This is a genomic window from Brevibacillus ginsengisoli, assembly GCF_050113715.1.
Taxonomy (GTDB): Bacteria; Bacillota; Bacilli; order Brevibacillales; family Brevibacillaceae; genus Brevibacillus_H; species Brevibacillus_H ginsengisoli.
The window spans coordinates 280,525-293,582 of record NZ_JBNJQR010000005.1 but is presented as its reverse complement, the minus strand read 5'-3'; the positions used below and the strand labels follow the sequence as shown (position 1 = coordinate 293,582).

At 46.5% G+C, this 13,058-nt stretch carries 14 protein-coding genes; 4 read left to right on the top strand and 10 right to left on the bottom strand.

Annotated elements, in window-relative coordinates; genetic code table 11:
• Positions 1–59 precede the first annotated feature (59 nt).
• From ACQCN2_RS12710 to ACQCN2_RS12695, 4 genes are all read left to right on the top strand, one after another.
• Positions 60–872, top strand: a complete 813-nt coding sequence (locus ACQCN2_RS12710; RefSeq protein WP_426929286.1) for a nucleoside/nucleotide kinase family protein — start codon at positions 60–62, stop codon at positions 870–872.
• Between the two features lie 65 nt (positions 873–937).
• The gene (locus tag ACQCN2_RS12705) at positions 938–1,231 is read left to right on the top strand and encodes a ferritin-like domain-containing protein (RefSeq protein ID WP_426929285.1); all 294 of its coding nucleotides are present in this window, start codon (positions 938–940) and stop codon (positions 1,229–1,231) included.
• Between the two features lie 12 nt (positions 1,232–1,243).
• Positions 1,244–1,618, top strand: coding sequence for a spore coat protein (locus ACQCN2_RS12700; protein WP_426929284.1), 375 nt, complete (start codon positions 1,244–1,246; stop codon positions 1,616–1,618).
• Positions 1,619–1,756: 138 nt separating this feature from the next.
• The gene (locus ACQCN2_RS12695) at positions 1,757–2,155 is read left to right on the top strand and encodes a cupredoxin domain-containing protein (RefSeq protein ID WP_426929283.1); all 399 of its coding nucleotides are present in this window, start codon (positions 1,757–1,759) and stop codon (positions 2,153–2,155) included.
• Here ACQCN2_RS12695 and ACQCN2_RS12690 read toward each other — a convergent pair.
• From ACQCN2_RS12690 to ACQCN2_RS12645, 10 genes are all read right to left on the bottom strand, one after another.
• Complete coding sequence (locus tag ACQCN2_RS12690) at positions 2,113–3,315, bottom strand: MFS transporter (RefSeq protein WP_426929282.1); 1,203 nt, start codon at positions 3,313–3,315, stop codon at positions 2,113–2,115. The genes ACQCN2_RS12695 and ACQCN2_RS12690 overlap by 43 nt on opposite strands.
• 312 nt (positions 3,316–3,627) lie before the next feature.
• A complete protein-coding gene (locus ACQCN2_RS12685; RefSeq protein ID WP_426929281.1) occupies positions 3,628–4,572 on the bottom strand; it encodes a 4-hydroxy-3-methylbut-2-enyl diphosphate reductase in 945 nt (314 codons plus the stop codon).
• Positions 4,573–4,603: 31 nt separating this feature from the next.
• Positions 4,604–5,530, bottom strand: a complete 927-nt coding sequence (locus tag ACQCN2_RS12680) for a ketopantoate reductase family protein (protein ID WP_426929280.1) — start codon at positions 5,528–5,530, stop codon at positions 4,604–4,606.
• Positions 5,531–5,545: 15 nt separating this feature from the next.
• On the bottom strand, positions 5,546–6,637 hold the full coding sequence (locus tag ACQCN2_RS12675; protein WP_426929279.1) for a quinone-dependent dihydroorotate dehydrogenase: 1,092 nt from the start codon (positions 6,635–6,637) through the stop codon (positions 5,546–5,548).
• Between the two features lie 150 nt (positions 6,638–6,787).
• Positions 6,788–7,912, bottom strand: coding sequence for an alanine dehydrogenase (ald, locus tag ACQCN2_RS12670; protein WP_426929278.1), 1,125 nt, complete (start codon positions 7,910–7,912; stop codon positions 6,788–6,790).
• A gap of 130 nt (positions 7,913–8,042) precedes the next feature.
• Positions 8,043–9,272 (bottom strand): PucR family transcriptional regulator, encoded by a 1,230-nt coding sequence (locus ACQCN2_RS12665; protein WP_426929277.1) that lies wholly within the window; start codon positions 9,270–9,272, stop codon positions 8,043–8,045.
• 336 nt (positions 9,273–9,608) lie between these two features.
• Positions 9,609–9,962 (bottom strand): response regulator, encoded by a 354-nt coding sequence (locus ACQCN2_RS12660; RefSeq protein ID WP_426929276.1) that lies wholly within the window; start codon positions 9,960–9,962, stop codon positions 9,609–9,611.
• 170 nt (positions 9,963–10,132) lie between these two features.
• Entirely contained in the window at positions 10,133–10,396 is a 264-nt protein-coding gene (locus ACQCN2_RS12655; protein WP_426929275.1) for a hypothetical protein, read from the bottom strand.
• Between the two features lie 228 nt (positions 10,397–10,624).
• Positions 10,625–11,683 carry an HD-GYP domain-containing protein gene (locus tag ACQCN2_RS12650; RefSeq protein ID WP_426929274.1) on the bottom strand — a complete coding sequence of 353 codons (1,059 nt, stop codon included), beginning with the start codon at positions 11,681–11,683 and terminating at the stop codon, positions 10,625–10,627.
• Positions 11,684–11,797: 114 nt separating this feature from the next.
• The gene (locus tag ACQCN2_RS12645) at positions 11,798–12,877 is read right to left on the bottom strand and encodes a YheC/YheD family endospore coat-associated protein (protein WP_426929273.1); all 1,080 of its coding nucleotides are present in this window, start codon (positions 12,875–12,877) and stop codon (positions 11,798–11,800) included.
• Between the last annotated feature and the right edge of the window lie 181 nt (positions 12,878–13,058).

The following is a 13,058-nucleotide window of genomic DNA, read 5'->3' as shown; positions in this document are numbered from 1 at the left end:
TCCCATGCTATACTGAGGGTAATCAATAGATCAGTTGACACGGCAGGGAGGACCCTTCGATGCAGGTATACGCGCTCTATGGAACAAGTGGAACCGGTAAAAGTACAACCGCACTCAGACTGGCTCATCAAATGCAGATTGACGCGATCATCGATGACGGCATTTTAATCCATCATGGACGCAAAGTGGCTGGTACCTCCGCGAAATATGAGAAGACGAAGATACAGGCAGTAAAGCGGGCCATCTTCTATTACCCGGGACACGCTGAAGCTGTTCGGAAAGCGCTTGAGCATTATCCCATCCAGCGATTGCTTGTAATCGGAACCTCTCAGCGAATGATTGGGCGAATCGTTGAAGCATTGCGACTTCCCGAAGTCGATGAGTTTATTCCAATTGAATCAGTAAAGCCGCTTGAAGAGATTCAGGCGGCTCAATATGTTCGTGAAACGCAAGGAAAACACGTCATCCCCATTCCTCGTGTCGAGGTGGAAAAAGATTTTCTCCATCGGTTGATCTCTTCCGCTCAGAAGATTTTATCCCCTAGAAAAGAAGTGATTGGCGAGACGACGGTGGTTCACCCCGCATTCTCTGGTGGACGAATCCAGATTTATGAACAGGTTCTGAAAAAAATCGTCCAAATCACGTGTTATCGTTACCCCGAGGTTGCGCATGTGCATAAAACTGTCTATTCTTTTGAAGATTTGCCAAGATTGACGATCACTTTAACCTTGTGTCTTCCTTTTGGAGAGCCAATTCATCCCGTCATTCATCAACTACAACAGGCCTTATACCGTGAGACCACGCATTTGTTGAATATTTCACCGGCAAGTATCGATATCCAAGTGATTTCCTTGCAATTAAACCCAGCATAACCTGCCTGGGTTTTCTTCATGCTATAGGGTGTATGACAATTCCCTTACTCGAAAGGAGACTGTTCATGCCAGCCCTCATGACACCACCGCAAGCACAGACGCAAGCTCCTATTCCGGTTCCTCCTCGTGTAATTACCACGAAGGATACCATGTACTTGAAAGACGCTCTTTCTTGGGAGCTCATCGCTTTTAAAAAATTCCACTTTTATGCTCAACAAGTAAGCGACCCCCAAATTAAACAAGTGCTGGAGAAAACAGGACAAATGCACCAGCGCCATTATCAAAAGTTGTTGACCCATTTGCAAGTGGACAACAACAAAGCGATGGCCACACTTCCACGTCCACAGCAAAACCAATAAGGGGGGCGCTTTATGTATTCACTTACCAATCAAGGTCAAAACATGATGCAGAATCAAGGCCAAAACGCCAATCAAATCGCCAATCCGCAAACCGGTCAATTGCCTCAAGTAAAAGGCCCGCAGATGAATGATCGCGATTTCATCAACGATGGGCTTAGCACCTGTAAGTATCTCACCGACAGTTTCAATGTTGCCGTCCGGGAAGCCAGTCATGAACAGCTTCACACCGATATGTTGCAAATCCTGATGGAAACCCACCAGTCCGCACGGGAACTGTACAACCTGATGTTCCAAAAAGGCTGGTACAAGCTTGAAGCGGAAGAGCAACAAAAACTGCAACAGACTTCCCAGCAGTTCAGCGGGTACTCCACTCAGTTCCCTTACTAACACCCATACCAAAAAGCAGCCTGCTGCTCGAACATTGACTTGATTAGTCGCTGTTCTGGTAGCATGGCTGCTTTTCTTTTTGGATAAACTATGCCTTACCTAGGAAATCCTGGTTAACTTCAAGGAGAGTGAAAGAACATGATGAATGATTACCTGTCAAAATTTTTGCGGTATCGGCATCCGTTGATTGCTTTATTTCTCACTCTTTTATTGCTTTTTCTACATAGCAGTTACACAGTCAAGCCATCGTCAGCTCAACATCTCGTCGCCCAACATCTGACGATTACCAAGTATGGCTTTCTCCCAAATCAACTTACCTGTGACACAGGGGATACGGTTACGCTTACCGTTACCAATACCGATACAACCACGCATTATATAGACCTATCCACTTTAGGTGTCCATACCGTTATACTGTCTGCCGGTGAATCATCAACCATTACGTTTGTCGCTAATCACCAGGGGATCTTCCCTTACCACTCCGCTCCGGATCCTCAAGCCGACAATGCTTTGCGCGGTCTTTTGATCGTTAGATAAATCAGCGGAATCAAGCCGATTAGGGTCGACACACCAAAAAACGTATACGTCGAGAGTATTCCCCAACGATCCATAATGATTCCGCCCAGAAGATTATTTGCCATGGAGCCCAATCCATAGCCCAAAGACGTGAAGAGTGCCAGCGCCGTTACTTGAAGGGCCGGCGGGGTGTTTTCACGAACGAATTGGGCTGCGTTGGCCAAGTAGAAACCAGCGGAAATCCCTTGAATAAAGAATAGACAGAGAATCATGGTCGTACTAGGCGCTGTCCCATACCATAACCATCTTATAGCTGACACAGTTCCTGCTAACAGCAAGGTAATCTCCATGCCAAATCGTCGAGTAAAAGAGGCGGCGATTTTCATAAATGGAGCTTCACTTCCGGCAAACAGGAGAAACGCCAGTCCAATCCCCGATACTGAACCGCCAATATGCTGATAATACAGAGAAAACCAAATATTATTGGCGTTAATCGCTCCGAAAATAAAAAATGAACTGATCAAAAACAGCAGAAAACGCGGCAAACGCAGAAGTTGCCCCAGCCCGCTCAGCAAATTGACGGAGCTGAATTCATTGCTGCCATCCGGTATCCCTCTTAGAGATAACATCGCAATAATTAAGGCGATGGCAAAACAGTAAAAAATCGCGTTCGGACCCCACTTCTCCACCGCAATCCCCGTAAAAAATACAGCTACCGCAAAACCTACGGCTCCCCACATGCGGATATTACCGAATTGCATGTTTTCTTTCTTGGCGTAGCTTAAGGCGATACTGTCTGAGATCGGAACAAGCGCGCATTGAAATACCGAGAAGATCGTAAACAAAAAGAGGATCCACGCATAACTGGAAACCATTGAAAACAACAAAGAGATCGCCGCTGTCGAGAGCAGCGTTCCAATCAGAACCGGCTTTCTGATCGAGTAACGGTCACAGATCATCCCCCAGATGGGCTGCGCCAGAATCGAGACAATTGGCGTGATCGAGCTGATCGTTCCAATCTCCGTGCCAGTTAAATGAATAGACTTGTAATACTGCGACATGAGCGGGAAGAAAGCACCGAATCCGTAGTAGATAAAAACATACAAGGCACTTAAATAGATGTAGGTTTGTTGAATGCCTTTGCCCCCTGATAGCGGTTCCTCTGCTCCTTTTCCTTGCATATTTTTTCCTTCTTTCTAGGTCAGTTAGAAAAGACTCCGTCCCTTTACGCTCTGTGGAAGTTCGCAATGATGTTGAAAAGTCCGCTCTTTCACTGCGAAAGGGAGTCGCCAAACGCTTCGCGCCCCTAAAGGGGTTGGGTGGCGACTCTTATCCCTTTCTCCGCTCATTCGCTAAGTGTCACTTCTAAGGAGACTAATAGCGGACGAACTCTTTTCTTGACGAGCTTGCGCAAATGGATAAGTTTAATTACTTTACTAATGCAAAGTAATTAAACTTTACGATATTATAACAAGCGGCGAGAAGATCGCCGCTTATGATGGTTCTTTTACGGTTGGAAGAATTTTGTTCATGTTAACGGTTCGTTGCTTTTCCCATGTTGCTGGATTCTGCTCCTCAAACGCTTCAAGAAACGAAATCACTTCTTTCGTGAGCGGTGTTGGCGTTGAAGCCCCAGAGGTGACAGCTACCTTCGTCTTGCCTTTCAGCCAGTCGATATCAAGCTCTGACAAATCAGCAATCCGATAAGCCGGCACACCAGCAATCTCCTCTGCTACCTGTGCCAATCGATTGGAGTTGTTGCTTCTTGGATCCCCGACAACAATACAAAGATCCGCTTCGCCCGCTTGCTCGGCTACCGCTTCCTGACGAATCTGGGTCGCCAGGCAGATTTCGTTATGGATTTCTACCCGAGGATAGCGCTCCACGATGGCGTTCATCAAATGGCGAACATCCCACTGACTCATCGTGGTTTGGTTCGTCACAATTAATTTGTCATGGGTAAACGGGAGATTCTCTACATCCTCTATGGTCTGGACGAGATGCACCTTGTCTGGAGCAATCCCGACAGCCCCCTCCGGCTCAGGATGAGATTTCTTCCCGATGTAAATGACTTCATATCCAACTGCAATCTTCTCGCGGATAAGGTCGTGGGTTTTGGTTACGTCTGGACAAGTGGCATCTACAACCGTCAAGCCCTTGTCGCGAGCTTTCTTACGCACCTCTGGAGATACCCCGTGAGCGGTAAAAATAACCGTTCCCTCGGATATCTGATCTAACAGGCTCAATCGATCTTCCCCGTCGAGCGTAATAATCTTTTCCTTTTTAAATGCTTCCACGACATGAGAATTATGCACAATCATGCCTAAAATATAGATCGGTCTCGGCAAGTCAAAATTGCGGGCAGTCGTCGCCGCAAGCACCATGGCATCCACTACTCCATAGCAATAGCCACGTGGTGAGATCTTAATGACGTCCACAGGCCACCCCTCCTTCTTGTATTCCTACACCTTAGCTTAAAGCCAAGCGCTTATTCTCGTAAACTTTCAGATTTGTGTAGGCAATTTGCAACAGCGGCGTTGATACGCCTAAACGTTTTGCCGCTTCTAATAAGTATCCTTGTAAATGGTCCGCTTCCACAGAAAGGCCCTTCTCCATATCACGGAGCATAGAGGATTTCGTCGTGTCTGGCTGTTTCCAGAAAATCGACATCTGTTTCTCTACAATATTTTCAGCTATCGGTGCTCCAAGCGCTCGAATCACAGCAACACTTTCCTCCGCTAACTGAAGCGTCAGGTCTTTGCCGTATATCGCATCGCGAATTGGGCCAACACAAGAGTTCATGAGCGTAGTAATTCCCGATAGGGTGGTAATGAATAAATATTTATGCCACATTTCGGGAACAATGTCCTTACTCAGCGTGAAGGTTGCATTGGCATTGGAGAACAGTTCTGCCATCAGAGCAAGACGCGAGCTGTTCTCTCCTTGCCACTCCCCAAAGGTAACCTCATGACGCTTGCTGGTCTGAACAACCTCTCCCGCTTCATTCAATGTGCTCTCAATAAAGCAGAGCCCACCGAGTACCCTTTGCGTTCCATATCGTGAAACTAGCTGCTCCATGTGAGCCACGCCGTTTAATAATGGAAGGATTAAAGTCTTATCTCCGATGTAAGGAAGCGCACTTGCCATCGCCTCCTCCAGATGATAGGCCTTGGTTGAAAGCATAATCAGATCAAATGGCTCACTGGGATCACCACTCACGAGTAGCTGTGGCGTAATTGTAGCATCCCCATGCACGCTCTTGATCACAAGTCCAGAAGCTTCCAATTGCTGACGGCGCTTCTCCCTCACCAGGAACGTCACATCGACACCCTTCTGTGCCAGACGCCCTCCAAAATATCCTCCAACTGCTCCCACACCCAGTACAAGAATTCTCATTATACATCCCTCTCATCATTGACGCGCGTCAACTCCAACAGCTTGTTCGATCGACTCAAAGCCGTCTTGTTTCAGCAATTGAACAAGGCGCTTGTTAATGGCTTTGGCAATTCCCGGTCCTTCGTAAATCATACCAGTGTAAACCTGAACGAGGCTGGCACCCGCTTTGATCTTGGCATATGCATCGTCCCCGTTAAAGATTCCGCCTACCCCGATAATCGGCACTTGGTCGCCAATCTCTTGATAAATCTCCCGAATCCAGGCTGTGGATCGCTCGGTTAACGGACGTCCGCTTAAGCCGCCAGTCTCTTCCGCTATGACTTTATTAGTCAGCTCTTCACGAGACAACGTCGTATTGGTGGCAATGATTCCGGCAATTCCTTCTTCTACCGCTGTTGTTACAACGTCTCTCATGTGTTCGGAAGACATGTCAGGAGCTACTTTTAATAGGATTGGCTTTTTGGGAGTGCCTCTCTTTTCCATTTCCTGTGTCTTATTGAAGACCGCTCGAAGCAGCTTGCGAAGGCTCTCGGTTTCCTGAAGGTCACGCAGATTAGGCGTATTAGGAGAACTGATATTGATGACGAAATAGTGGCCATATGGATAAAGCATATCCAGGCATTTCTCATAGTCACTAGCCGCCTCTTCATTCGGGGTTACTTTGTTCTTCCCGATATTGATCCCGATTGGTAAATTAGTAGCCCAGTAATCATTGAGATTTTGCGAAGCAATATAGGCTCCCAGATTATTAAAGCCCATACGGTTAATAACCGCTTCATCCGCGACAGAACGGAACAGGCGTGGTTTATCATTTCCAGGCTGGGAAATTGGCGTCAATGTTCCCACCTCAATAAAGCCGAAACCCAAAGCGGATAGCGCGTGATACACCTCCGCATTTTTATCGAAGCCCGCTGCTAGTCCAACAGGATTCGGAAATTGGATTCCCCATCTGCTTATGTTTAAACTTGGATTTTTATAGGTATACATGAACCGAAGAAGATCTAAACCCCCGGAGGTATTCTGCGCATATTGCAAAGCGTGAATGGTACGCTCGTGGGCTTCTTCCGGATCTAATTTGAACAAATATTTTCTTGCAAGCTTGTACACGATGCCAACTCCTCCATCACTTTTCCTTGCCTAAGAGCATAACATAAACCTTCTTCAATTAAAAACCCCTCGAGTCAAGCGATTCATGTTAAAAAAAGCCAACCCAGCAGTCGCTGAATTGGCTTTTGAGCGTTTGAAATTCGTTGTCGATTAGTTTTTTACCAACAATACGTCGTCGATGGACTCATATGGCAAGTTGTGAGCGTCAGCTACAGCTTTGAAGGTGATTTTGCCATCAATTACGTTAACGCCTTTGGCAAGAGCACGGTTGCTTTGAATAGCTTCACGATAGCCTTTGTTCGCCAATTGCACCGCATATGGAGTAGTTACGTTCGTCAGCGCCCAAGTAGAAGTACGCGCTACAGCACCTGGCATATTGGCAACCGCGTAATGGATGACGCCGTGTTTTTCATAAGTCGGGTTGTCGTGAGTAGTGATACGGTCGATTGTCTCAATGGATCCGCCTTGGTCAATCGCTACGTCAACGATCACAGAACCTGGTTGCATGGATTTTACCATTTCTTCTGTTACCAGACGAGGAGCGCGTGCACCTGGGATCAGTACAGCGCCGACGAGCAAGTCAGCTTTTTTCACAGCGTTCGCAATGTTGAAGCTGTTGGACATCAGAGTTTGTACGCGACCTTGGAAAAGATCGTCCAATTGACGGAGACGGTCAGCGCTTACGTCAAGGATTGTTACGTTAGCACCCAAGCCCAATGCCATCTTCGCCGCGTTGGTACCTACAATACCGCCGCCAACGATAACAACTTCACCTTTCATTACGCCTGGTACGCCACCCAAGAGTACACCTTTGCCGCCATATGGCTTCTCAAGGAATTGAGCACCGATTTGAACGGACATGCGTCCAGCTACTTCACTCATTGGAGTAAGAAGTGGAAGCGCACCGTTGTCCAATTGAATCGTTTCGTAAGCGATGGCTACCACTTTTTTCTCCATCAATGCGCGAGTCAACTCAGGCTCTGGAGCAAGATGCAGGTATGTGAAAAGTACCAATCCTTCACGGAAATATCCGTATTCAGATGGAAGCGGTTCCTTTACTTTCATCACCATGTCTGCGCCCCAAGCATCTGCTGCGGTTGGAACAATTTTCGCGCCTACTGCGCTATAATCGCTGTCTGTGAAACCGCTTCCCAAACCAGCGTTGGTTTCAACGAGCACCTCATGTCCACTTTGAACAAGAGCTGTCACACCTGCTGGGGTAATGGCCACGCGATATTCATTGTTTTTTATCTCTTTGGGAATTCCTACGATCATGATTTATGTCCTCCTTCGTACGTTTACAATCTGTTATTATCCACATTGTACAGCGTTTTCAGACATTCCTCATTGGTGATTCCCTTGATTTACTGACGACTCCATTTGTGGATTTTCACAAACGAATATGTCACCTTTGTGACTCTTTGCTTAATTTTTCCAGCTTTAAGTCCAGGTAAAGAGCCGTTCGTTGGTTGGGGTCATCCAACTGAATCCCCATAATCTCTTCAATTCGTCGCAATCGGTAGCTTAACGTGTTGATATGAATATGAAGTCGCTGAGAAGTCACGTTTACCTTCCCTGCGGCATCCAGATAGGTTTCCAGCGTTTGGACAAGGTTGCTTTGGTGCTCCTGATCATAAAGCCGCAATCGGGTTAATCGCTCATTCTCATACCCTTCCGCGTCGCCCCATTTTTTGAGCTCCGTCAGAAATCGATAAATCCCAAGATCATGGTATCCTTGCACATTCGTCGTTTCCCGAGGAAACAATCGCTTCACATGCAACACTTGCAAGGCTTCCTGATAGCTTTTTTTGATATCCACATGGGATTGGTAGGATCTTCCGTACACACCAAACGAATGTCCCTCCATGCGGTCCATAACCCGACCGAGAGACTCCTGCAAAAAATGATCGGCCTGTTGAAAAATGCTCTGATCTCCTTTTACAATCGCGGGCAAACCCATTAACAGGATTAATTGTTGACCATCAACGACCCACAAAAGCTTGTCACGGATCAAAAGCGGATAAAGCAGCTGCTCCAATTGGCTGGAGTCTGCCTCGATGATACAGACAAGAAAAGGCGATGGCAGGGTGGCTTGCAGTGTCTCAGCCTTGCGCTGGATCACGGTCTCACTGGAGTGGTTCCCCAGCAAAAGCTCCCAGAAAAACTCTTTTCTGCGTTGCTCCTCCGCTTTACGCTTGCCCTGACGCTGAACCAATCGCGAAACGGCTGCTCGCGCCGCTTGTCGCAAAATTTCATCATCTTCATCCGTAAAGGGGCGGTTCACCTCTTGGGCCCAAATATACCCTAGGACGTCGTTTCCCTTACGAATGGCTATCGCTACTCGTTTGCCCAAGCCTACTTCGTCTTTGGCCGGGATATGAACCGGATCGCTCTGGGTAAGCAGTTGCTGAAATACCCCGTCTTTCCAAAGTCGAGTCAATACCTTCTCGGGAACGCGCCTGCCCATAATGGTCGACCATCTAGCCTGATCAGTGCTCTCTCCATGAGAACTGTAGGCAATTAACTTATGATCCGCATCTTCAATTGTAATGGGGTTCTGCAGCAGTTCCCCGATAACATCCGCAATCTCTTCAATATCAACGTGCTGGAAATGATCAAAATATCCAGACTTCACGGGATTATGTCACATCCTCCTATAAGAAAAGAGCTTCGTCCCTTTTCGCTCTGTGGAAGTTCGCAGAGATGATAATAAAGTCCGCTCTTTCACTACGAAAGGGAGTCGCCAAACGCTTCGCGCCCCTAAAGGGGTTGGGTGGCGACTCTTATTCCTTCCTCCGTTCTTTCGCTTAGTATCACTTCCAAGGAGACTGCAAGCGGACGAAACTCTTTTCTTTGATGGGCTAACGCGAATGGAAGGAATGCTTAATTACTTTAACTCTGTAAAGCAATTAAACATTCCGATATTATAAAAAACTGCTATGATCACCATAGCAGTTTCCCCTTACCTCAACTATACCCAACGTGATATCGCGTCTAGTATTCTTTCCTTTTGGAACGGCTTTACAATGAAATCTTTGGCGCCGCTTTTCATTGCTTCCAAGACCATTTGGCGCTGACCCATTGCAGAACACATGAGTATTTTGGCTTTGGGATCTATGGCAATAATCTCGCGAACAGCATCAATCCCTTGCATGTCCGGCATTGTAATGTCCATCGTAACGATGTCTGGGAGAAGGTCTTTATATTTTTGAATAGCTTCTACACCATTGCTTGCCTCTCCACAAACCTCATGTGTTCCCGATAACATTTGACTTAACATATTTCTCATAAAAGCAGCATCATCTACGATAAGTATCCGGGCCACAAGTGCCTCCCCCTAACTCCTCTTAAGTCCCACTCCTATTACTTTTACAAAATTCTTACGAAAAGTCCAGTTTGTTATGACTTTCTACTCAAGATTTTTATGACCAAAAGCATATGTATGTGAGAAAAGACTTCGTCCCTCTATGCTCTGTTTAAGCTCGCGTGTAGAATCTACTGTCCGCCCCGCTCTCTACGGAAGGGAGTCGACAAGAAAATCACTTCGATTCTCACTGACGTAAAGAATGCCGACTCTTTTCCTTCCTTCGTTCTCTGCGCTTGGTTTCGCTTAAAATGAGACACGAGCGGACGAAATCTTTTCTTCAGCGGGCTGCGCGAAAGGATAAGTTGAATTACTTTACCACCGTAAAGCAATTCAACTTTCCAAATATAATAAAAAAAGACAACCGCGGCATCGCATCCGGTTGTCTGAAGCAATAGAAATGTCACACCTATGATTATAAGAGACTTTGCTCACAGATACCAAGGGTGATTTACTGGCAATCGAGGAAAAAAATTGCGCAACTTACTAACGTAAGAGCGCACGAAAAGAGGAAAAAGAGATTGAATTAACAATAGTATAACAAAAACCGCTTAGCGAAATTTGTCAAAATCTCAGGTGATTCTCTAGTATTTTCCCTTGTAATCCGTCAATTTTTCGACAAACTACTCTAGTACCCCGTTGATGAAGACTGTCGTTTCCGTTCCTAGATCAATATCATTAAAGTTATGGTCTTCTTGCATTCGTTGACTTCGAGAGTGATCCTTCTTGATGACACGGACAACCGGTCTGGAAGGCAACCCACGGTTTTGATCGATGACCACACCAACTTCTCCGGTACTAAGTCGAAGAGAAGAGCCTGTTGGATAGGTTGCAATGGATCGTAAAAAGCGAATGACCATATCCAAGTCAAAGCGAGTGTTGGCTAACGCCATGATCTTCTCGCACGCCTCATAGGGGCGGCAAGTCTCTTCATCTGAAAATGGCGAAATCAAATTATCGTAATAGTTCGTAATGGCGACGATTTTGGCAAAATCATGAATCTCCGGTCCAGTCAAGCCGCGCGGACTTCCATTACCGTTTACCCATTCGTGGTGCTGAAGGGCGACATGAGCAGATACAATACTCATTTCGTGTTTTTTACGCAGAAGATTAAAGCCCAGCCATGTGTGGTCATTCTCGGAGTTCATCCCCGCAATTTGAATTTCGTCTTCCTGTTTAACCGATTTGCCGATGTCGTGCAGAAGGGCCCCCATCGCCAATTCCTTCAGCTGCGTGTTATTGTAACCCATTCCGACCCCAATCGCCGTGGACATCATGCACACATTAAGTGAATGGATAAACAAATAATTATCAGTCGTTCGGATATCATTCAAATTCAACAAGACACGGCGATTTCTCAACGTCTCGTCCACAATGCTGTTAATGGATTTTTGAACACTCCGAAGATCCATACCCTTCCCGGATTGGACACATTGTATGGCGGTAGATAAATTGGAGATCGCTTCCCGTTTGGTCTCGTCCGTAAGCGCATCCTCTGCTTCCACGTCAGAGAAATTAGGATCGGTAATATACAACATGTTCACACCAAACCTGCGTAGCTTATGAATCATGCCCACCGTCAACTGGACATTCGCTTGCAGCAAGGTGAGTCCGTCACTGCTATAGATGCTACGGGCAAGTGTGTCTCCCGATTCAACTTGATCAATGTTAACATAGCGCATGCTGCACTACCTCCAAAGTTTCTCCCTACCATTTTACCATGAACAGAATCGTCTGCTTCTTAAAAATAGTAAATGATTTTTAGTGAGAACGAAAGCTTTTTCCTTTTTTCATAACTAATGGAGCTTCACAGGAATGAGCGATAACGCGTACTCCAGCGGTCTGCGAATCGACGTTTGATACAACTTCATCTGTCCCATCTCCCGGAAAATTTCTCTGCCTGGTTTGGGATTCACTTCGATAAGCCAGACACGTCCGTTCACATCGATCCCAATATCAAGGCCAAATTCCATCATCCGGCCAAATTTCTTTTCAATCGAGTGCACGACGTTGTAAGCAAGCTCGTGACATTCCGCTTGGATCAATCGGGTCTGCTCCTTGCCGAAGCGCTCCGTCATGAATTGCTCGAAGTTGGCCGCTTTGCCTCCCCCATGCAAATTAGAGGTAGAACTGTTGGAACCCCCGATCCTTACTCCCATTCCAGTAATGTCCCATTTTCCTTCTGAATTCTTTTGGATAAGCAGTCGAGTATCTACTACACGATGAGGCATCAGCTCCAGATTAACCCCTTGCTGAATCATGAAATTTCCATTGCGAATTTGTTCCCGCTTCACCCATTGATTCACATAAGCGATAAGTGCTCCTGTTGTTTGGAATCGGTTGGACGTTTTGACCAGGTTGCGACTTCTGCCCAGGAGTGTGTAGCCTTGCTCGTTTTTCGCTACCTTAAGAATACTTCTTCCGCCAGTTCCATTGCCTGGCTTCACGTAAACAATGGGATGTTTAGTCACCATTTTGCGCAAGGTCTCGGCTTGATAGGCATACGTATCTGGCAGCCACTTCCGAACGGTTTCATCCTGTAAAAATAACTGAGTCGCGTTCCACTTGTTGGTATAGGTGCTGTTGGCGTAGGTGAACAAAGGCTTCTTGCGGAAAGGCAGATACCCCGTCTCTCTTTTCCTGCAGCGATCAATCACTACATGCGGCCAAGGAAACAACCGGCTCTCCCACCCTCCCCCAGCTTTCGGCACGAACCCTCGCACCTGTCTGGTTCCAAGCTTGGCATCCTGATGGGAAAACAAAAAAACAGTCGCTCCCAGCTCCTTACCTGCTTGAATTAGGCGGCGAAAATAAACCGGCTCCTGGAATCGCCTGTCTTGACGCCATGTTAATATCCCGATAATCGGTTTGGTCATAAGTGAAGAAACCCTCCCTCGATGTACTCAGGATAGTTTATGTTGGGTAAGTGACTTCGTGAGTAAGAAAAGAATTTGTCCTTTTTCCCCTCTCATCCCCTCTCATCGGGGGACTGAAACGTCGGGGCAAGCAGCAATTATTCAACGTTACATGTTAATAGATGGAGAAGGTTTACCTATG

What these genes read in the sequence shown, in the direction of transcription:
- ACQCN2_RS12680 (WP_426929280.1), bottom strand. Translation starts at nt 5,530, where the DNA reads ATGAGAATTCTTGTACTGGGTGTGGGAGCAGTTGGAGGATATTTTGGA.
- ACQCN2_RS12690 (WP_426929282.1), bottom strand. Translation starts at nt 3,315, where the DNA reads ATGCAAGGAAAAGGAGCAGAGGAACCGCTATCAGGGGGCAAAGGCATT.
- ACQCN2_RS12705 (WP_426929285.1), top strand. Translation starts at nt 938, where the DNA reads ATGCCAGCCCTCATGACACCACCGCAAGCACAGACGCAAGCTCCTATT.
- ACQCN2_RS12710 (WP_426929286.1), top strand. Translation starts at nt 60, where the DNA reads ATGCAGGTATACGCGCTCTATGGAACAAGTGGAACCGGTAAAAGTACA.
- ACQCN2_RS12650 (WP_426929274.1), bottom strand. Translation starts at nt 11,683, where the DNA reads ATGCGCTATGTTAACATTGATCAAGTTGAATCGGGAGACACACTTGCC.
- ald (WP_426929278.1), bottom strand. Translation starts at nt 7,912, where the DNA reads ATGATCGTAGGAATTCCCAAAGAGATAAAAAACAATGAATATCGCGTG.
- ACQCN2_RS12695 (WP_426929283.1), top strand. Translation starts at nt 1,757, where the DNA reads ATGATGAATGATTACCTGTCAAAATTTTTGCGGTATCGGCATCCGTTG.
- ACQCN2_RS12700 (WP_426929284.1), top strand. Translation starts at nt 1,244, where the DNA reads ATGTATTCACTTACCAATCAAGGTCAAAACATGATGCAGAATCAAGGC.
- ACQCN2_RS12645 (WP_426929273.1), bottom strand. Translation starts at nt 12,877, where the DNA reads ATGACCAAACCGATTATCGGGATATTAACATGGCGTCAAGACAGGCGA.